The organism is Flavobacterium araucananum, from assembly GCF_002222055.1.
Lineage (GTDB): Bacteria > Bacteroidota > Bacteroidia > Flavobacteriales > Flavobacteriaceae > Flavobacterium > Flavobacterium araucananum.
This window is the reverse complement of sequence record NZ_MUGS01000104.1, coordinates 1-17,407: the sequence shown is the minus strand read 5'-3', so window position 1 is coordinate 17,407 and position 17,407 is coordinate 1. Positions and strand designations below refer to the sequence as shown.

At 32.6% G+C, this 17,407-nt stretch carries 17 protein-coding genes; 9 read left to right on the top strand and 8 right to left on the bottom strand.

The annotated features are described in order from the left end of the window. Window positions 1-43: 43 nt before the first annotated feature. The 4 genes from B0A64_RS24365 to B0A64_RS24350 form a co-directional block, all read right to left on the bottom strand. Complete coding sequence (locus B0A64_RS24365) at window positions 44-1,015, bottom strand: quinone oxidoreductase family protein (RefSeq protein WP_089482043.1); 972 nt, start codon at window positions 1,013-1,015, stop codon at window positions 44-46. 142 nt (window positions 1,016-1,157) lie between these two features. Beyond that, entirely contained in the window at window positions 1,158-1,733 is a 576-nt protein-coding gene (locus B0A64_RS24360) for a Crp/Fnr family transcriptional regulator (protein ID WP_089482042.1), read from the bottom strand. A gap of 14 nt (window positions 1,734-1,747) precedes the next feature. Next, the gene (locus tag B0A64_RS24355; RefSeq protein WP_089482041.1) at window positions 1,748-2,254 is read right to left on the bottom strand and encodes a hypothetical protein; all 507 of its coding nucleotides are present in this window, start codon (window positions 2,252-2,254) and stop codon (window positions 1,748-1,750) included. Between the two features lie 9 nt (window positions 2,255-2,263). After that, window positions 2,264-2,668, bottom strand: a complete 405-nt coding sequence (locus B0A64_RS24350) for a glyoxalase (RefSeq protein ID WP_089482040.1) — start codon at window positions 2,666-2,668, stop codon at window positions 2,264-2,266. Between the two features lie 194 nt (window positions 2,669-2,862). On the opposite strand from B0A64_RS24350, the gene B0A64_RS24345 reads away from it, so the two are divergent. After that, window positions 2,863-3,294: a hypothetical protein gene (locus B0A64_RS24345; RefSeq protein ID WP_089482039.1), complete on the top strand. Its 432-nt coding sequence runs from the start codon at window positions 2,863-2,865 to the stop codon at window positions 3,292-3,294. A 60-nt stretch (window positions 3,295-3,354) separates the two neighbouring features. On the opposite strand, the gene B0A64_RS24340 is transcribed toward B0A64_RS24345, so the two are convergent. Beyond that, a complete protein-coding gene (locus B0A64_RS24340) occupies window positions 3,355-4,611 on the bottom strand; it encodes a mechanosensitive ion channel family protein (RefSeq protein ID WP_089482038.1) in 1,257 nt (418 codons plus the stop codon). Next, on the bottom strand, window positions 4,604-4,891 hold the full coding sequence (locus B0A64_RS24335; RefSeq protein WP_089482037.1) for a DUF3817 domain-containing protein: 288 nt from the start codon (window positions 4,889-4,891) through the stop codon (window positions 4,604-4,606). Before B0A64_RS24335 ends, B0A64_RS24340 begins: the two co-directional genes overlap by 8 nt. A gap of 105 nt (window positions 4,892-4,996) precedes the next feature. Here B0A64_RS24335 and B0A64_RS24330 point away from each other — a divergent pair, with 105 nt between their 5' ends. The 4 genes from B0A64_RS24330 (at window position 4,997) to B0A64_RS24315 (ending at window position 10,127) form a co-directional block, all read left to right on the top strand. Further along, the gene (locus B0A64_RS24330; RefSeq protein ID WP_089482036.1) at window positions 4,997-5,530 is read left to right on the top strand and encodes a DUF6155 family protein; all 534 of its coding nucleotides are present in this window, start codon (window positions 4,997-4,999) and stop codon (window positions 5,528-5,530) included. Window positions 5,531-5,638: 108 nt separating this feature from the next. After that, window positions 5,639-7,180 (top strand): DEAD/DEAH box helicase, encoded by a 1,542-nt coding sequence (locus B0A64_RS24325; RefSeq protein ID WP_089482035.1) that lies wholly within the window; start codon window positions 5,639-5,641, stop codon window positions 7,178-7,180. A 262-nt stretch (window positions 7,181-7,442) separates the two neighbouring features. Beyond that, window positions 7,443-8,777 (top strand): DEAD/DEAH box helicase, encoded by a 1,335-nt coding sequence (locus B0A64_RS24320; RefSeq protein ID WP_089482034.1) that lies wholly within the window; start codon window positions 7,443-7,445, stop codon window positions 8,775-8,777. An 81-nt stretch (window positions 8,778-8,858) separates the two neighbouring features. Next, window positions 8,859-10,127, top strand: a complete 1,269-nt coding sequence (locus B0A64_RS24315; RefSeq protein ID WP_089482033.1) for an NAD(P)/FAD-dependent oxidoreductase — start codon at window positions 8,859-8,861, stop codon at window positions 10,125-10,127. 64 nt (window positions 10,128-10,191) lie between these two features. Here the strand turns inward: B0A64_RS24315 and B0A64_RS24310 are convergent, their stop codons facing one another. Continuing rightward, window positions 10,192-11,421, bottom strand: a complete 1,230-nt coding sequence (locus tag B0A64_RS24310) for a multidrug effflux MFS transporter (RefSeq protein WP_089482032.1) — start codon at window positions 11,419-11,421, stop codon at window positions 10,192-10,194. A 152-nt stretch (window positions 11,422-11,573) separates the two neighbouring features. Between B0A64_RS24310 and B0A64_RS24305 the strand changes: the two genes are divergently transcribed. The 4 genes from B0A64_RS24305 (at window position 11,574) to B0A64_RS24290 (ending at window position 15,341) form a co-directional block, all read left to right on the top strand. Then, window positions 11,574-11,993 (top strand): hypothetical protein, encoded by a 420-nt coding sequence (locus B0A64_RS24305; protein WP_089482031.1) that lies wholly within the window; start codon window positions 11,574-11,576, stop codon window positions 11,991-11,993. Window positions 11,994-12,095: 102 nt separating this feature from the next. Continuing rightward, window positions 12,096-12,473, top strand: coding sequence for a hypothetical protein (locus B0A64_RS24300; protein ID WP_089482030.1), 378 nt, complete (start codon window positions 12,096-12,098; stop codon window positions 12,471-12,473). Window positions 12,474-12,825: 352 nt separating this feature from the next. Then, on the top strand, window positions 12,826-14,742 hold the full coding sequence (locus B0A64_RS24295; RefSeq protein ID WP_089482029.1) for a DUF294 nucleotidyltransferase-like domain-containing protein: 1,917 nt from the start codon (window positions 12,826-12,828) through the stop codon (window positions 14,740-14,742). A 2-nt stretch (window positions 14,743-14,744) separates the two neighbouring features. Then, the gene (locus B0A64_RS24290) at window positions 14,745-15,341 is read left to right on the top strand and encodes a 3'-5' exonuclease (RefSeq protein ID WP_089482028.1); all 597 of its coding nucleotides are present in this window, start codon (window positions 14,745-14,747) and stop codon (window positions 15,339-15,341) included. 55 nt (window positions 15,342-15,396) lie between these two features. On the opposite strand, the gene acs is transcribed toward B0A64_RS24290, so the two are convergent. Next, on the bottom strand, window positions 15,397-17,307 hold the full coding sequence (gene acs / locus B0A64_RS24285) for an acetate--CoA ligase (RefSeq protein WP_089482027.1): 1,911 nt from the start codon (window positions 17,305-17,307) through the stop codon (window positions 15,397-15,399). Window positions 17,308-17,407: the final 100 nt, after the last annotated feature.

Sequence of the window (17,407 nt, the reverse complement as noted above, 5' to 3'; positions counted from 1 at the left end):
ATAAAAAAGGTTTGACAAATAATTTGTCAAACCTTTTTTATTATCAGACAGTTACTACCAATCGTTTACCATCCGGAACTTCAATATTCCACGCTTTTTCGATATCAACTAAACTAGTAGTTTGAATATTTACCTGCAATTTGTTTTGAGCTGCCAATAGAAACATTTCGGGAAGTATTTCTAAGAACAATAATTTTACCTGTTCTTTTGTCCAGCTCCCTAAACCGGAACCTGATAATTGCAGATCTACGCTTCTTAAAATTGCAGCAGATAATTGTATGTTATCACCTGACATAGCGCCAATAGAGACATACCTTACTTTATGCGTAAAATTTCCTTTTCCTTTTAAAAAAGCAAAAATTAACTCAGCCGAATGTCCCCATAAATAATCCAGAACAATATCGATTGGTGTATTTTGCTGAATTGTTTTTAATTGATTGATAATCGACTGATCGTCCTGTTTAAGAGAAATAATTTCATCGGCACCTAATGCTAAAAGGCTTTGAAGTGTTTTTTCGTTTCGTCCGGTTACAATTATTTTCTTTGCCCCATAATGTTTTGCAATCTGTATCGCCATTTGACCTGTAAATCCGGTTGCGCCATTTATCAAAACTGTTTCTCCGGGTTGTATTGCGGCTCTAAATCGTAAAGCCATTGCAGAACCAGCAACCGCGTTTGGCATTGCTGCAGCAATTGCATCACTTATTGCGTCCGGTAATAGCACCATTCTGTTTTTTTCTACAAGTGCTTTTTCGGCAATTGTACCGCTAATTCCGCGAGCATATACCCTTGTTCCGTTTTCCAGTAAACCTACACCATCGCTGCCAATTACAGTTCCTGATTGATTTTCATTTTCTGACGAATAATGATCTCCGCTTACAATTCCTTTATCCAGATTTGTAATGGCAACTGCTTTAATCGATACTAAAACTTCATTTTCGTTTTGTACCATTGGATCTGCAAATTCTGCAAATTTTGGCATTTCGCCTTTTTTGTAAATAACTGCTGCTTTCATAAATATTAAATTTTATGAAGCAAAATTAGAGAGTCATTTATGGCTGGGCGATAACATTTGTTATCAAATAAAATAATAAACCATCTAAGAAATTATAAGTCTAATCTAAAGGCCATTATATAACTTATATGGTAAAATTTGCTTATTTCTTGTGGACTAATTTACTTTTAATACGACTTAAATGTACGGTAGTTACACCAAGATAAGAGGCAATATAATGCTGAGGAACACGCTGAATGACCTGAGGTCTTTCTTCTATCAAATTAAGATAACGCTGAGTAGGGGAGTCCTTTATAAACGAAACAAAATACTTCATATAATCAAATGTACGTTGAAAAAGCATATCGATTAACCGATCTCTGAGCACTGAAATTTCTTTAATTTCTTCCAGAATTTTATCCAGATCCTGTTTATGAATCCACCAAATAACAGCTGGTTCAATAGTTTCAATAACAACCTGGCTCGGAAATTTTTTCATAAAACTTTCAATCGAAGCAACACTTTGATATTCGAAGAAAAATTGAGTAGTAAGATCTTTTCCGTTATTATTAAACCAAACACGTACACAGCCTTTCTCAATAATAAAAAGCTTTTTTGAGATATCACCTTCTTTTAAAAGTACCGTTTTTGCCGGAACTTCAATACGATTGAACAAATTGATGTATTCATTCCATTTTTCATCGGCTAATGGAAATTTATTTCGGAATTGGTCAAACATAAATACTTAAATTATTATTTCTGCTTCTCTATAAATTTTGCAATCCTAAAACTATTTGTCATTAATAAATAACCAATTATAGCTTTGCAAAAATAATAGATAATCCAACCAGATTTTGGATAATCTCTGAATAGATTTTTATCTTGAAAGAATACAAAAAACTGTCGGAATAAATCTGGTATATTCTGCAGAAGCATGTAACCTCCGATGACAATTATAGCAATAGAAATAATCTTATTTCCATTTGAATTTAACACTATATTGTCATTTTCAAAACCTTTATCAAGTTTTAATTTATCAATGATCCAGTTCGCTTTGAATAGAAAAAACCGTGATATTAAATAAAAAAGAAAAAGGACGAATAAAATGCTAACAATAAGAATAATTAAATTTTTATTATCTCCATTTTCATATATAAAATAAATTGAAGAAATCCATTCCGGAATTATAGTTAAAGCTTGAGAAATTAAAAATAATCCTAAAATTTTAATTAAGATTACCCAAAAGGTTCTAATTGACATTTGTTATATTTAATTATTAGTTTCTAATTCAAACAATTGAACCTGACTTTTCAATCGATCAACTAGTAAATTCATCATTCTTTTGTTTAAACTGGAAGAGTTTTGGATATAGGTATCATATTCTTCGATAGTAAAAAGCGCCATAACAATTCCTTTAAGAGAATTTCTGAACTTAATATCTTTTTGTATGGAATTCTCTATCGTCTGAATTTTCTTTTCGACGGTGTAGGAATAAAAATCGGCTTTATTTTTATTTACGTAGTTGATAAAAACAGCAATAAACAAATCATTTTGAAGCTTAAGAATAGGTCTAATCGTTTGATTTTGAAATAATTCATCCGGTGAGGACTGCTCATTTACGGTTCCTAAAGTTTCGCCTCTGAATTCTCTTAAAAAAGCATCTCTATTTTCCATGTTTTTTCTTTAAATTTAGAAAAAAATCAGATGCAAAATTAATTTGAACCTATAAGTTATATATTAAATTTCACCATATAAGATATTATGAGTTGAAGGTAAAATGGGTTCAACTTAAATGATCGCAAAAAATAAGTGTACCGTTTTAAATAAACTTATATTACTTAGATGGTTAAAAAATAATCCTTGAACCTATGAATATAAAATCTTTATTTTTTCTTTTTTTAAGTCTTATTATACTAGTTTCCTGCAATTCTAAAGAGGAGAAAAGCAAGTATAATCATATTGTATATCATGCTGTACGGGGCAAAGACACAGCAATTTTGGCAATAAATATAAATGACAGACGATTTTACGGCCGTTATGAAATTTCGTATTATAAAACCGGAAAAGATTCTGGTGATGTAAGAGGAAATATAGTAGGGGACACGCTAAGAGGCGATTTTCATTATATTTCTAACGGAGGAAACTGGAAAAGGATACCATTAGCTTTATTAAAAAAAGAAAACAAGCTGTTTTTAGGAAACGGTATTATAGGAACCTACATGAACCTGCCTTGTTTTATGCCGGGAACTAAGATCGATTATAAGGACAGCAAGTATGTTTTTGAAGAAATCAAAAAATAGAGTTTTCAGTCTCAGTCACAGTTTTTTAGTTGAACTGTGACTGAGAACCGTGAATGAAAACTAATTTAAAGGTCCTATTGTCGACGGCAATTCGAATATTTCAAGATCAAAATAAATGACAGAAGCCATAACGTGATCAAAAATATCCGACATTATATACTCATAATTCGCCCAGCGTTTATCACTCGAAAAAGCATAAATTTCTAACGGAACTCCATGTGCTGTAGATTGCAACTGGCGGCACATAATATGCATGTCTTTATTAAGTCCGGGATGTGTTACCAGATATTGCATGATGTATTTCCTGAATAACCCCAGATTGGTCATATTTCGACCATTAAGAGCCAGAGATTTATCGACACCACGCAAATCATTGTATTTTTCGATTTCAGACTGTCTGGTTTCGATATAAGAACTTATCAATTGCACGCGTTTCATGTGATTTAGATCATCATTATTCAGGAAACGAATACTACTGCTTTTTATTAAAATATGTCTTTTTATGCGTCTTCCGTCAGATTTTTGCATACCACGCCAGTTCTGGAACGAGTCTGAACTTAAAGCATAAGTAGGAATCGTGGTAATCGTATTATCAAAGTTTCGAACCTTTACAGTCGTTAGATTTATTTCGATAACATCTCCGTCAGCACCAAATTTATCCATTGTAATCCAATCACCAATGCGGACCATATCGTTTATCGCCACCTGAACACTGGATACAAATCCTAAAATGGTATCTCTGAAAATCAAGATAATAATTGCCGAAAGTGTTCCAAGAATCGTAAGAAGCTCGCCTTTTTTAATTCCAAATAAAGTCGAAATAATCATTGCAACCCCAAAAATCCAAAGCACAATCATAATAACCTGAACAAAACTATCGATTGGTTTGTCGCTATATTCCGGTTTTTGCTTTAGATAATCCCTTAAAGCATTAAAAATGGTTCTAATGATCCACAAACTGATCAAAACGATATAAATACCAACTATTTTTCCAAACAATGATTCCCAATATTCATATTTATCCAAAATGATTGGAACTGCTTTATAAATAAAGAAAAACGGAATTAAATAAGCGGTGTATTTTGTGGTTTTGTTATGAATTAGATAATCATCGAATTTGGTTTTTGTTTTTTGTGCAAAAACAGCCGTCAAAGTCACTAAAACAAATTTTGCTACATAATAAATGGCAAAAGCCAACGCTACCATGACAATAATATTAAAGAATAGGCTGATGTATGACGCAAAGTTGCGACTCATTCCCCAATCTCTAAAAAGCGGATATAAAAAGTTAAATATTTTATCCAAAAGCTTATGCATTATTTTCTAAATATTTTTTCTCAATATAAAAAGTCCCAAAAGGAATAAGAGAAGCAATTAAGATGATACCAAAAGTTTTAAGATCCCAGTTTTGAGATTTTTTTAATAAAATCGCTAATACAATATAACCAATAAATAAAACGCCATGTGACATTCCTAAAGGGCGTAACAGGGTATGATAAAGCTCTGGATTGTTGTTTTTGATCACGAGCATATTAGTAAATAATACTAAATAAGAGATTCCTTCTAAAATTGCGGTAACTTTGAAAATCCTGAGCATGTATATATTTTTTTGAGTTTTACAGGAGCAAAATTAAGTATTATCGTTGGTTTTTGCGATATCAAACAAAAAACTAATTTACTTTTGTAATCTTAAACTTTGATAATGAGTAAACGCGATTTAAAAAAATATTTAGCCCAATTAAATAAGGAACAACTCGAAGAACAAATTATTGAGTTGTACGAGAAATTTAGTCCCGTAAAAGTCTATTACGATTTTGTGTTTAATCCTAAGGAAGACAAACTTTTGCAGGAAAGTAAAATTAAAATATCACACGAATATTTTCCGATTAAAAAAGCAGGTGCTCGTTGGAAACCCAAAGCCAAAATGCGACGTTCTGTAGCACAAAAAATAATCAAACACTATATTATGTTGGGTGTTGATCCTTTTGTAGTTGTCGATATCATGCTTTATAATATCGAAATAGCACAAACTTATTCCTCAAGCAACTTAATTAAGCAGGAATTATTTTACAAAAGTATTTTAAATTCATTTGAGCAAGCAGTAAATTTCGCAATTTCTAACGGAATTTTAGCTGATTTTAAAGAAAGGATTATTGCAATTGAACAGCAAACTATTCAACAAAAATGGAAAAATAGATACGATTTTGAAGCAATTTTAGATAAAAACTACTTATAAAGGCTTTTCTCATAAAAAATCTTATTTAAAAAAATCATTTATTTTACGTTAAAATAAGATGAATAACTGTTTTTTCGGTGTATTTTTGCAAAAATCCAAAAATAAACAATGTCTCAAAACACTTTAGAAATAGAAAGAGAAGAGAAAAAAGAACTTTATGCATACCAAAAAGGCGATATCGATGCCATTTTTGAACGTTTAGACAATGCTCCTTCGAAACATCATTTATTATACCAATTACCAACAGGTGGTGGAAAAACAGTAATTTTTTCCGAAATCGTACGTCGTTATTTGGCTAATAATGATAAAAAAGTTGTGGTCTTAACGCACCGTATCGAACTTTGCAAACAAACCTCAAAAATGTTAAAAGGGTTTGGTGTTTCAAACAAAATTATCAATAGTAAAGTAAAAGAACTACCGGATCAAAACGAATTTTCTTGTTTTGTGGCAATGGTTGAGACTTTAAAAAACCGTATCAATGATGAGAAATTACATCTTGACAACATTGGTTTGGTTATTATTGATGAGGCACACTACAATTCATTCAGAAAATTATTAAACTCATTCAAAAATGCTTTTATTCTTGGAGTAACAGCAACACCATTGAGTTCGAATATAAAATTACCAATGCACCAGAGTTATGATGAACTTATTGTGGGAGACACCATTAGTTCATTGATCGACAAAGGTTTCCTTGCCAGAGCAACAACCTATAGTTATGATGTAGGATTGACATCACTAAAAGTAGGTATCAACGGAGATTACACCGTAAAATCATCAGATGATCTTTATACAAATACCATCATGCAGGAAAAACTATTGCATGCGTATACAGAGCGTTCGTTAGGCAAAAAAACCTTGATTTTCAACAACGGTATTCACACTTCATTGTATGTGTATGAAACGTTTAGAGAAGCAGGTTACGACATTAGACACCTTGATAATACAAGCAGTTCAGAGGAGCGTAAAGATATTTTGGCATGGTTCAAGAAAACACCGGATGCAATTTTGACTTCTGTAGGGATCTTAACGACTGGTTTTGATGAACCAACTGTAGAAACTATTATCTTAAACAGAGCAACAAAATCGCTAACATTATACTATCAGATGATTGGTCGTGGATCTCGTAAATTACCGGGTAAAGACGAGTTTACAGTGATTGATTTAGGTAATAATGCGGCTCGTTTTGGTTTATGGAGTGAGCCTGTAAACTGGCAACATATCTTTAAATCGCCTGAGTTTTATCTGGAAAACCTTCGTGATGATACTGAAATCGAATTGTATTTTAAATACAGTATGCCACCGGAATTACGTGCTAAATTCAGTAAAACTGCCGATGTTACTTTTGATGTTGATGAAGAACACAAACTAATTATCAAACAAAATTTGCGTTCAAAAGTAGTATTAGACAAATCATTGGAGCAACATGCTGCAATGTGTGTTGATAATACAGAAACACTTCAGGAAGCAAAATCATTAGGTAAAGAACTTGATGACGACATCGATTGCCGTATCAAACGTTACTCTAAATGTCTGAGCCAGTGTAGTAAAAATTACCGCGAATGGCTCGTTGATGATTATAAACTAAAACTGGTCTTATTAATAGGTAAAAAGTATCGTGAAAAAATCATGAACGAACCGGACGAATAGGAAAAATTTGTTTAAAGTTTTTTTGTTTCAGGTTTCAGGTTGTCATGCTGAGCGAAGTCTAAGCGCATTCAAAGTTTGAAATTAGAAATTCTGTTTAGAATCACTTTGCGGGACTTCGACTTCGCTCAGTCTGACAAGTTTGTGTCAATAATTACACAAGAATAAGTCGAATTAATCATAATTCGTGGCTAGTACCCATCTTTAATAAAAACATTTTGGAGTTAAATCTAAAATCAAAACTCTAAAATATAAAATACAAAGTATGTCTAAACAATTCTCATCATTAGGAATTTCAGCACCAATTTTAAAAGCGTTAAGCGAATTGAACATTGTTGAACCAACAGAAATCCAACAAAAAACAATTCCGTTACTGTTATCTGAAACCCATGATGTAGTAGGCCTAGCCAAAACCGGAACCGGTAAAACAGCTGCTTTCGGTTTACCACTATTACAATTGATAGATACTCAATCTGCAATTGTTCAGGCTGTTATTCTGGTACCAACCAGAGAACTTGGGCAACAAATTTTTAGAAATTTAGAAGATTTCGGAAAACATATTCCAAATATATCTATAGCTTCAACTTGTGGAGGAATCCCAATAAAACCACAAATTGAACGTCTGTCGCAACCAACACATATTGTGGTAGCAACGCCGGGACGTTTAATAGATTTAATTCAGCGTAAAGCAATCGACTTAAAACAAGCACAATATTTAGTGCTGGACGAGGCTGATGAAATGGTTTCTATCCTAAAAGAAAGTCTGGATGAAATTGTAGCTGAACTGCCTAAAAAACACCGCACTTTATTATTCTCTGCTACTTTGCCGGGAACAATCAAACAATTGATTCAGAACTATTTAAATAAAAATGTAGTTCAAATTAGTGCCAACATGGAAACCGTTGGTAATCAGGGAATTGATCACGAATATATTGTAGTTGACCCGATTGAAAAACTGGATGTTTTAATGCATTTTTTGAATTCCAGAGAGGGCGAACGCGGAATTATTTTTTGTAAAACCAAAGCTGCTGTTAATAAACTGGCCAAAAACCTGGCGATAAACCGTTTTTCTTCAGGAGCACTTCATGGAAGTTTATCTCAGGGAATCCGTGACAGAATCATGGAACAATTTCGTGAAGGACATATCAATATTCTGGTTGCAACAGACCTGGCAGCAAGAGGAATCGATGTAAAAGAAATCTCGTATGTGGTCAATTATCATTTGCCGGATACGTATGAAAACTATGTTCACAGAAGCGGAAGAACTGCCAGAGCAGGAGCAAAGGGACTATCATTAACCGTTTTGCAAGAGGAAGAAGTAATAGAGATTCCGGAATTTGAAAAAGAATTAGGAATTAAATTTACGCAATTTCAAAAACCTTCAGTAGTAAGTTTAGAAGAGAATAATACGCTTTTATGGGCGAAACAAATCTTTAAAACAAAACCGAACCACGATATTTCGGCAGATCTAAAAACGAAAGTAAAAACTGTTTTTCATCACCTGACTAAAGAGGAACTTATCGAAAAATTGTTGGCAAATTATGTTTTGCAAAACAAAGTAGAAGTGACCGAAAAACCTGTTAAAAAATTCAAAAAGTAGTATTTTAAACATCAGAGATTGCAAATTTATGTTGTACATTTAGGTAGTAATTTTATAAATTCTACTTAAAAGACAATATATATGAAGATAGTCATCATTGGAGGTGGTTTTGCAGGACTAAATCTAGCAAAAGAGCTTGTAAACCATCCTCAAATACAAGTAACCCTTGTAGACAAAAATAATTATAATTTTTTTCCACCACTTATATATCAGGTTGCTACAGCTTTTTTAGAGCCTTCAAGTATTAGTTATCCTTTTAGAAAATTCTTTGCTGGCAAAAAAAACCTGCAATTTCGTTTAGGCGAATTACAATCTGTAGTTCCTGCCGAAAATAAAATCATTCTGAACAACGGCGAATTAACATACGATCATTTGGTTTTTGCTACAGGAGCTGAAACCAGTTATTTTGGTATGGAAAACGTAATGAAAAACGCCATTCCGATGAAAACCTTAAATGATGCCATCGAAATGCGTAATGCGTTACTTAAAAACCTTGAAAAAGCTGCTATTACCAAAGATATTCGCAAGCGCCGTAAATTATTAACAATTGTTGTTGCCGGAGGCGGACCAACAGGAGTAGAGGTTTCAGGAATGTTTGCCGAAATGCGAAAAAACATTTTATTAAAAGAATATCCGGAATTAGAAACTTCAGCCAGTAATGTGTATTTGGTCGATGGGGGAGACGCACTACTCGCACCAATGAGTGAGGCTTCTCAAAAAGACACTTTAGAAGCACTAACAAAATTAGGGGTTGTAGTTAAATTACATACCAGAGTAACTGACTATGTTGACGATACGGTATATTTTGCAAACGGAGAAACCATCAAGACCAAAAATTTGATTTGGGCTGCCGGAGTTTCTGCCAAAATTTTTGAAGGGATTCCAACCGAAAGTTATGGTCGTGGCAAACGAATGGCAACAGATCAATATAATAAGGTAAACGGACTTATTAATATATATGCAATTGGGGATACAGCAATTTTAGCCGGAGATAAAAATTTCCCTGACGGACATCCGCAAGTCGCTCAGGTTGCCATTCAGCAAGGATTAAATCTAGCCAAAAACTTTAAAGCATTAGCTCAAAATAAGCCTTTAAAACCTTTTAGCTACAACGACAAAGGTTCTATGGCAATTATTGGGAAAAATAAAGCTGTAGTAGATTTACCAAGTCCAAAATGGCATTTTAAAGGATTTTTTGCCTGGATTATCTGGTTGTTTATTCACTTAATTTCTCTGATAACTTACAGAAACAGACTTAATACTTTCTGGAATTGGATGGTTGCTTATTTTGCCAGTGATCAATCACTCAGAATGATTATCAGACCTGATAAAAAACAAGAAATAAATTAAAAATAAGTAAAAACGCCAGAAATTGAGATTCTGGCGTTTTTATTTATAAATAGAATACGATATTTTAGTGTCCAACCAAAACATCGTCATCTGCCGATATTGCTACTTTTTCTTTAATAAAACGTTTACCAATATTTAGAACTATAAAAGCGATAATTGTCGTTGTGGTCATAATAAGAACCATTGGCACTACAGAATTTTTTACAAAAATACCAACAGCAAATGAAGCCAATGCTCCCAAACCTAACTGAATTGCACCCATTAAAGCTGAAGCGCTTCCGGCATTTTTAGCAAAAGGAGCCATTGTTAATCCCGCAGTATTTGGATTTGAAATTCCTAAACAACCCAGGAATAAAAAAAGCATTGCAATCGTTACATACAATCCTAATAAGTTGTTTACTGCAAGAATAAGGAAAACAATACTAATTACAGATTGTAGAATCAATGCGGCAAAAATCATTTGCTCGCTTGAAAATCGCTTTAATAAAACCGAATTTAACTGACTTGAACCTATAAAACTTACAGACATAAAAGCAAAAATCCATCCGTATGTTTTAGCGTCTACATGATAAATATCCATAAAAACTATAGGAGAGGCCGCAACGTATGTAAATAAGCCAGAAAAAGCAATGGAACCTGTAAAAGCATACGTAAAAAATTGAGGTTCTTTAAATACCTTCAAAAAATTTGCAATGATTGGTTTTGGTTTTAATGAAATGGAAGTATCCGGTTTATAACTATTTGGCAAACCAACTTGTGCCGCAATTAAAATAGCAATTCCCATGCACATTAAAATAAAAAATACGGTATGCCAGCCATAATCCTCTGTAACATAACCACCAATTGTTGGTGCTAACATTGGCGAAAGTCCTAAAACAAGCATTAAAAGAGAAAAAACTTTAGGAATATCTTTTACCGGAAAAAGATCCCGTACCATCGCCACAGAAGCTACTGTAGCAGCACAACTACCAATTGCCTGAATAAAACGCAAGCCTATAAAAGTATCTATATTAGTAACATACACACAGCCTAAAGACGCTAAAATATAAACTAAAAGACCAATAAAAAGCGGTTTTTTACGTCCAAAACGATCCAATAAAGGTCCGTAAAGCAATTGTCCGGCAGAAATACCGATAAAATAACTGGATAAACTCATCGAAACTTTTGCAACAGTGGTTTGCAAATCCTTAGCAATACCGGCAAAACCAGGTAGATACATATCGATTGAAAAAGGACCAAGGGCTGTTAAAGAACCTAAAATGAGGATGAGCGTAATGTATTTTTTTGTTGTCATTTTCTTAAAAAATTGCTTTTAATTTTCTGCAAAGGTAAATATTTACTACCTTGTTGTATAATTAAACGGGCTTTTATATAAAATATACGTTTATTATCTGCCTAATTGAATATTATAGAATGATTCAATACTAATCCTTAAAATTAAAATTTATGAAAAATTTCACTTTACTATTAGCACTAATTTTTACAACAATTTCGTTCGCACAGTCAATTACAACAAAAATTGAAGATGCAACACCGGAACAATATGCTTTACTCCAAAAAGTAAATCAATATTATCCGGACATTACTTTAAACAAATCAGTTACAAATTTTTATGCTGATGGAAAAATTATTGATACCCAACAAGAATTTAATTTGACAACTTCAAAATTTTCAAGTTATAAATTAGGAATTGAACCGAGTAACAAAAAATTATTATTTGAATATGTTTCTGATGAAACCGGAAAAGTTTACGGTGATGTTCAAATTTTTAAAGGAAACGCATTAAGAACAACTTTTTCAGAGAAAAACAATGAAATAAACGTTGCACTAAACGGGAAATCAGTTTATTTGAAAAAAATTAAATAATAGCATTTTAGATTCAAAAACAAAAAGCATTTGCCACTACGGCGAATGCTTTTTTGGTTTATATTTGAAACGTATTTATTCAATCCATTTTTTTAATCTATAATGAAAAAAATTATTCTATTATTGCTGTTAATTTCTTTTTCGGCACAGGCACAAACAAATCGATTTACAGGAACATGGAGTAATGAAAATTGCAAGGACTGTAATAAGGAATATATTTTTACTTTAAATATAGCGCAATCTAACAGTAAGATATTTGGAACTGCAGAAATAACAAGTAAAAATGAAAAATTTGTGACCGGCGTTATGGAAGTTACCGGATACGTATATGCATTAGGTGAAAAAGCTCAAATAAGCATTAAAAGCAAAGATGGTTCTGTAAGTGCAGTTCTTTTTGCTAATGATGATTCTCTACAATTCGATAAAAGAGGTGGCGCTGATTTAGTTCCCAAAGAAGCGATTCTAACGAAGTTATACTAGTAAAAGCAATCAATCAGCTCAAAAGCTATCTTTTATAATGTATTATAAATGAACTATAATTTATATTATGTAAAATAGAATATTTTAAAACATTCTCCGATATCTTTTCAATCTTCTTAAAAATTCTAACGAATCACATTCAGACCAATCTTTATAACTCTGCTTATCTTCTTTAAAATTAATATTGGATAAATTTAAATCGCACACCTGATTTAAAACTATTTTTAAAATCCTGAAATCAAGAAAATTAAACATTTATTTAAAATAATTATATTCTCTTACAGATGCTTTCGTTGTACGGGTTTATTTATTATTTTTACATTCGATACTTTAAAAAAAATTATCAAACGTTATGAATACAATTGCTGAGCATATTGCAGATTTTTTAAAAGAATATCCGCCATTTAACAATTTAACTTTCCAGGAATTATCTGATATTGCTACCAATATTCGTGTAATTAATTTAGAAAAACACGCGGTATTGTTTCAAATCAACGATTTACTTCATGATAGTTTCTATGTGGTGGCTTCGGGTGTCATAAATTTAACGACAATTGCTGATGCCGAAGAAACGCTAATAAACAAATGTCATGAAGGCGATATTTTTGGCTTACGTCCGTTTTTTGCCAAAAATAACTACATGATGACAGCAAAAGCACGTGAAGAAAGCATTATATATGCTATTCCTATTGCTGTTTTCAGACCTTTCGTAGCTAACAATTCAGACGTTTTAAACTTTTTATTGGAGAATTTTGCCATCAATTCAAGACATGCAAAAGACAACGTAAATTCTAACGGAAAACTAATTTCTGACACTTCGTTCTACGTAGATCAGCAATCAGAAATGCAATATATACAATCACTTGTCTATAATAATTCGCCATTAACAACTGAATCTAATAGTATAATCAGAGATGTTGCTATTTTGATGACAGAATCAATGGTCGATAATATTGTAATTTGCGAAAAAAATAACCCTATTGGTATTGTCACCAATGCCGATTTATCATCAAAAATTGCAACCGGACGTTACCCTATTACTGAAACAATTGATAAGATTATGTCTTCGCCTGTTGTTACAGTAATCGAAAATGTTTCTTTGGCAGAAGCACAATTACTGATGCTAAAAAATAATGTAACGCATTTATGTGTTACCAAAGATGGTACAAGTAAATCTGTTGTTAAGGGAATTATTTCTGAGCACGATTTAATTGTTGCTCAAGCCAGTAACCCGGGTGTTTTAATTAAAGAAATTAAACGTTCTCAGTTACCTAAAGACCTTAAACAAATACGTGAGCGTTTGTCTGATTTGATTCAAAACTCAATTCAGAAGAATATTCCAATTTCTCATGTTAGTAATATTGCCAGCGAAATTAATCTTGCAATCATAAAGCGTGCTGTAGAGTTATCAATTTTAGATCTAGGCTCACCTCCTGCTCGATTTGCATGGTTAAGTATTGGTAGTCAAGGTCGAAAGGAACAATTATTACTTACAGATCAGGATAGTATTTTGATTTTTGAAGATGTAGCACCGGAGAAATACAGAGAAGTAAAAGATTATTTTTTAAGACTAGCCAAAAGAACTACCTCTATATTAGAAAAAGTAGGTTATGAATATTGTCCAAACGGACACATGGGAAGTAATATGTTGTGGTGTAAGTCATTGACAGACTGGACAAAACAATACAATAGCTGGATGAATACTCCAGGTGAAAACAGCAATGATTTAAGTAGTATTTTCTTTGATTATGAGATTGTTTTTGGTGAATCAAAAATCGAAGAAGTAATCGAAAATGTTATTTTTAAAAATGCGGTTAACAATACCTTGTTCTTTGATTTCCTTGGAAACGATGCTTTAAAGAAGAATTCGGCTCTAAGCTTTTTCAAGAAATTTATTGTAGAAGAAGAAGGTCCGCAAAAAACAAAATTTGATATAAAAACCCGTGCATTAATGCCATTAATTGATGCTGCGCGTTTATTAATTTTAAATTCAAATATAAAAGGAATCAAAAACACGTATTTAAGATTTAAACAATTGGCAATCACCGATTCTAAAAACGCGGAGATTTATCTAAGTTGTGCAGAAGCTTTTTTGACGTTATCAAAATTTAGAACTGTTGAAGGACTAAAAAATGATGATTCCGGACAATATATTAATTTAAGAGAAATGTCTAAAACAGACAAAGAAAAATTAAAGAATGCTTTAACCCCAATGAAAGACCTAGAGGAACTTATTAAGAGTAAATTTCAACTGACACAATTCTCATAAGTATGCTGGACTGGATTAAAAATATCAACAAAGAGTATCCGGATTTCTGGAAAGAGTATCTGACCAAATTCGAAACAAAACCAAACCGTTTTGTGGTTTTATCTACTGAAACTTCAGGCCTAAACCCCAACAAAGACGTTATTTTATCTTTAAGTGCTTTTTCTGTAATTGATGACAGCATTATCATCAAAGAAAGTTTTGAGGCTGCTTTATTACAATACAAGTTTTTGCAGGATAACGGACTTTCTAATGAATTCATGATTGAAAGTAAAATGACCAAGATGCCGGAACCAGATGCCTTGGAAGCATTTGTAAATTTTATAGGTAATGCTGTTCTTGTGGGACATCATATAAATTTTGATGTAGAAATGCTCAATGCAGCATTGGAACGACTGGATTGTGGAAGACTAAAAAACGAAGCTCTTGATGTCGATATGATGTATCGCAAATTAATGGATATTAACGATAAACAATTTTCATTAGACGATTTAAGCGAAATATACAAAATTCCAAAAAGTGATAGAAACTCCTCCTCTGAAGATGCTTATAAAATTGCACTTTTGTTTTTGAAGTTAAAATCGAGATTAGGAATTAAATAAAAAAAAGCCTCTTAAATAATTTTAAGAGGCTTTTTTATTTCATATCTGTTGAGAATTAAGCAATTCTTTCTTTTGTGATTTCTTCTACAACTTCAGGATTCAATAACGTCGAAGTATCTCCAAAATTAGAAAAATCTCCTTCGGCTATTTTACGTAAAATTCTACGCATAATTTTTCCGGAACGTGTTTTTGGTAAACCGGAAACAAACTGAATTTTATCCAGTTTTGCAATTGGTCCAATATGGTCAGAAATATATTGATTAATCTCTTTAGACAGATTTTCTTTATTTCTAACTTCTCCTGTTTCTTTCAGAATTACGTAACCATACAAAGCATTTCCTTTTATATCATGTGGGAAACCAACAATAGCAGATTCTGCTACTGCAGGATGTTCATTGATTGCATCTTCGATAGGTGCTGTTCCTAAATTATGGCCTGAAACAATTACAACATCATCTACTCTACCGGTAATTCTGTAATATCCTACTTCGTCTCTCAAGGCTCCGTCTCCAGTAAAATATTTTCCTGGAAAAGCAGAGAAATAAGTGTCTTTATAACGTTGGTGATCTCCCCAAATTGTTCTGGCGATTCCTGGCCACGGAAATTTAATACACAAACTACCTACAACCTGATTTCCTTCGATTTCATTTCGTTTTTCATCCATCAATACAGGCTGAATTCCCGGTAATGGCAAAGTTGCGTATGTTGGTTTTGTAGGTGTAACAAAAGCAATTGGAGAAATCATGATTCCACCAGTTTCAGTTTGCCACCATGTATCCACAACAGGGCATCTTTTATCGCCAACGTGGTCATTAAACCAGTGCCATGCTTCTTCATTGATTGGTTCTCCAACGGATCCAATAACTTTAAGTGATTTTAGAGGATATTTCTGGATATAATCTAAACTTTCTTTTGCTAACGAACGAATTGCGGTTGGCGCGGTATAGAATTGTGTAATTTTATGTTTTTCGATAATATCCCAAAAACGACTAAAGTCAGGATAAGACGGAACGCCTTCAAAAATAACAGTTGTTCCACCGTTTAATAATGGTCCGTACAAAATATAAGAGTGACCTGTAATCCAGCCAATATCTGCAGTACACCAGAAAATATCATTTTCTTCGTGGCTAAAAACATTTTTAAAAGTATAAGCAGTATAAACCATGTATCCGGCTGTGGTATGCACCATTCCTTTAGGCTTTCCTGTTGATCCTGAAGTATATAAAATAAACAAAGGATCCTCTGCATCCATAATTTCAGCAACACTATTGTCTAAAGCTGCATCCAATAAAGGTTGCAGGAATTCGTCACGACCTTCTTTCATTTTAATTGTAGTATTGGTTCTTTTTACAACCAATACTTTAGAAACAGTTGGACAAGTATCCAATGCTTCATCTACAATCCCTTTAAGATCAATAGTTTTATTTCCTCTGTAACCTCCATCAGAAGTAATTACCATTTTGCATTCGCAATCATTGATTCTGGCAGAAACTGCAGAAGCCGAAAATCCTGCAAAGATTACGGAGTGTATCGCTCCAATTCTGGCGCAAGCCAATACTGCAACTGCCAACTCAGGAATCATAGGCAAATAGATACAAACTCTGTCTCCTTTTCGAACACCCTGCTCACGCAAAACATTTGCCATTTTCGAAACTCGTTCGTATAATTCGTTATATGTTATATGTAAAGCACTTTCAGAAGGATCGTTTGGCTCAAAAATAATCGCCGTTTTTTCTCCTCTTTTACTTAAGTGTCTATCGATGCAATTTTTGGTAATGTTAACTTTAGCTTCAGTAAACCATTTCACTTCGGCATCAGCCATATTAAAATCAACTACTTTTTCCCATTGTTGGTACCAAGTAAAATTTTCTTCAGCTATTTTCCCCCAAAACTTTCTTGGTTCCCTTATTGACTTATTGTAATGTTTAAAATATTGTTCTAAATTTTCAATTTTATAATAACTCATACGTTTTTGGAATTTTTCTATAAATGTATTAAATATCAGCGTATTCTTAAAATTATTTAATTCATAAATTATATCAAATAAAAACACATATTAAAAAAAA

Excerpts from the sequence above, each read along its gene's own strand:
- B0A64_RS24365 (WP_089482043.1), bottom strand. The coding sequence starts at position 1,015 with ATGAAAGCAGCAGTTATTTACAAAAAAGGCGAAATGCCAAAATTTGCA.
- B0A64_RS24360 (WP_089482042.1), bottom strand. The coding sequence starts at position 1,733 with ATGTTTGACCAATTCCGAAATAAATTTCCATTAGCCGATGAAAAATGG.
- B0A64_RS24355 (WP_089482041.1), bottom strand. The coding sequence starts at position 2,254 with ATGTCAATTAGAACCTTTTGGGTAATCTTAATTAAAATTTTAGGATTA.
- B0A64_RS24350 (WP_089482040.1), bottom strand. The coding sequence starts at position 2,668 with ATGGAAAATAGAGATGCTTTTTTAAGAGAATTCAGAGGCGAAACTTTA.
- B0A64_RS24345 (WP_089482039.1), top strand. The coding sequence starts at position 2,863 with ATGAATATAAAATCTTTATTTTTTCTTTTTTTAAGTCTTATTATACTA.
- B0A64_RS24340 (WP_089482038.1), bottom strand. The coding sequence starts at position 4,611 with ATGCATAAGCTTTTGGATAAAATATTTAACTTTTTATATCCGCTTTTT.
- B0A64_RS24335 (WP_089482037.1), bottom strand. The coding sequence starts at position 4,891 with ATGCTCAGGATTTTCAAAGTTACCGCAATTTTAGAAGGAATCTCTTAT.
- B0A64_RS24330 (WP_089482036.1), top strand. The coding sequence starts at position 4,997 with ATGAGTAAACGCGATTTAAAAAAATATTTAGCCCAATTAAATAAGGAA.
- B0A64_RS24325 (WP_089482035.1), top strand. The coding sequence starts at position 5,639 with ATGTCTCAAAACACTTTAGAAATAGAAAGAGAAGAGAAAAAAGAACTT.
- B0A64_RS24320 (WP_089482034.1), top strand. The coding sequence starts at position 7,443 with ATGTCTAAACAATTCTCATCATTAGGAATTTCAGCACCAATTTTAAAA.
- B0A64_RS24315 (WP_089482033.1), top strand. The coding sequence starts at position 8,859 with ATGAAGATAGTCATCATTGGAGGTGGTTTTGCAGGACTAAATCTAGCA.
- B0A64_RS24310 (WP_089482032.1), bottom strand. The coding sequence starts at position 11,421 with ATGACAACAAAAAAATACATTACGCTCATCCTCATTTTAGGTTCTTTA.
- B0A64_RS24305 (WP_089482031.1), top strand. The coding sequence starts at position 11,574 with ATGAAAAATTTCACTTTACTATTAGCACTAATTTTTACAACAATTTCG.
- B0A64_RS24300 (WP_089482030.1), top strand. The coding sequence starts at position 12,096 with ATGAAAAAAATTATTCTATTATTGCTGTTAATTTCTTTTTCGGCACAG.
- B0A64_RS24295 (WP_089482029.1), top strand. The coding sequence starts at position 12,826 with ATGAATACAATTGCTGAGCATATTGCAGATTTTTTAAAAGAATATCCG.
- B0A64_RS24290 (WP_089482028.1), top strand. The coding sequence starts at position 14,745 with ATGCTGGACTGGATTAAAAATATCAACAAAGAGTATCCGGATTTCTGG.
- acs (WP_089482027.1), bottom strand. The coding sequence starts at position 17,307 with ATGAGTTATTATAAAATTGAAAATTTAGAACAATATTTTAAACATTAC.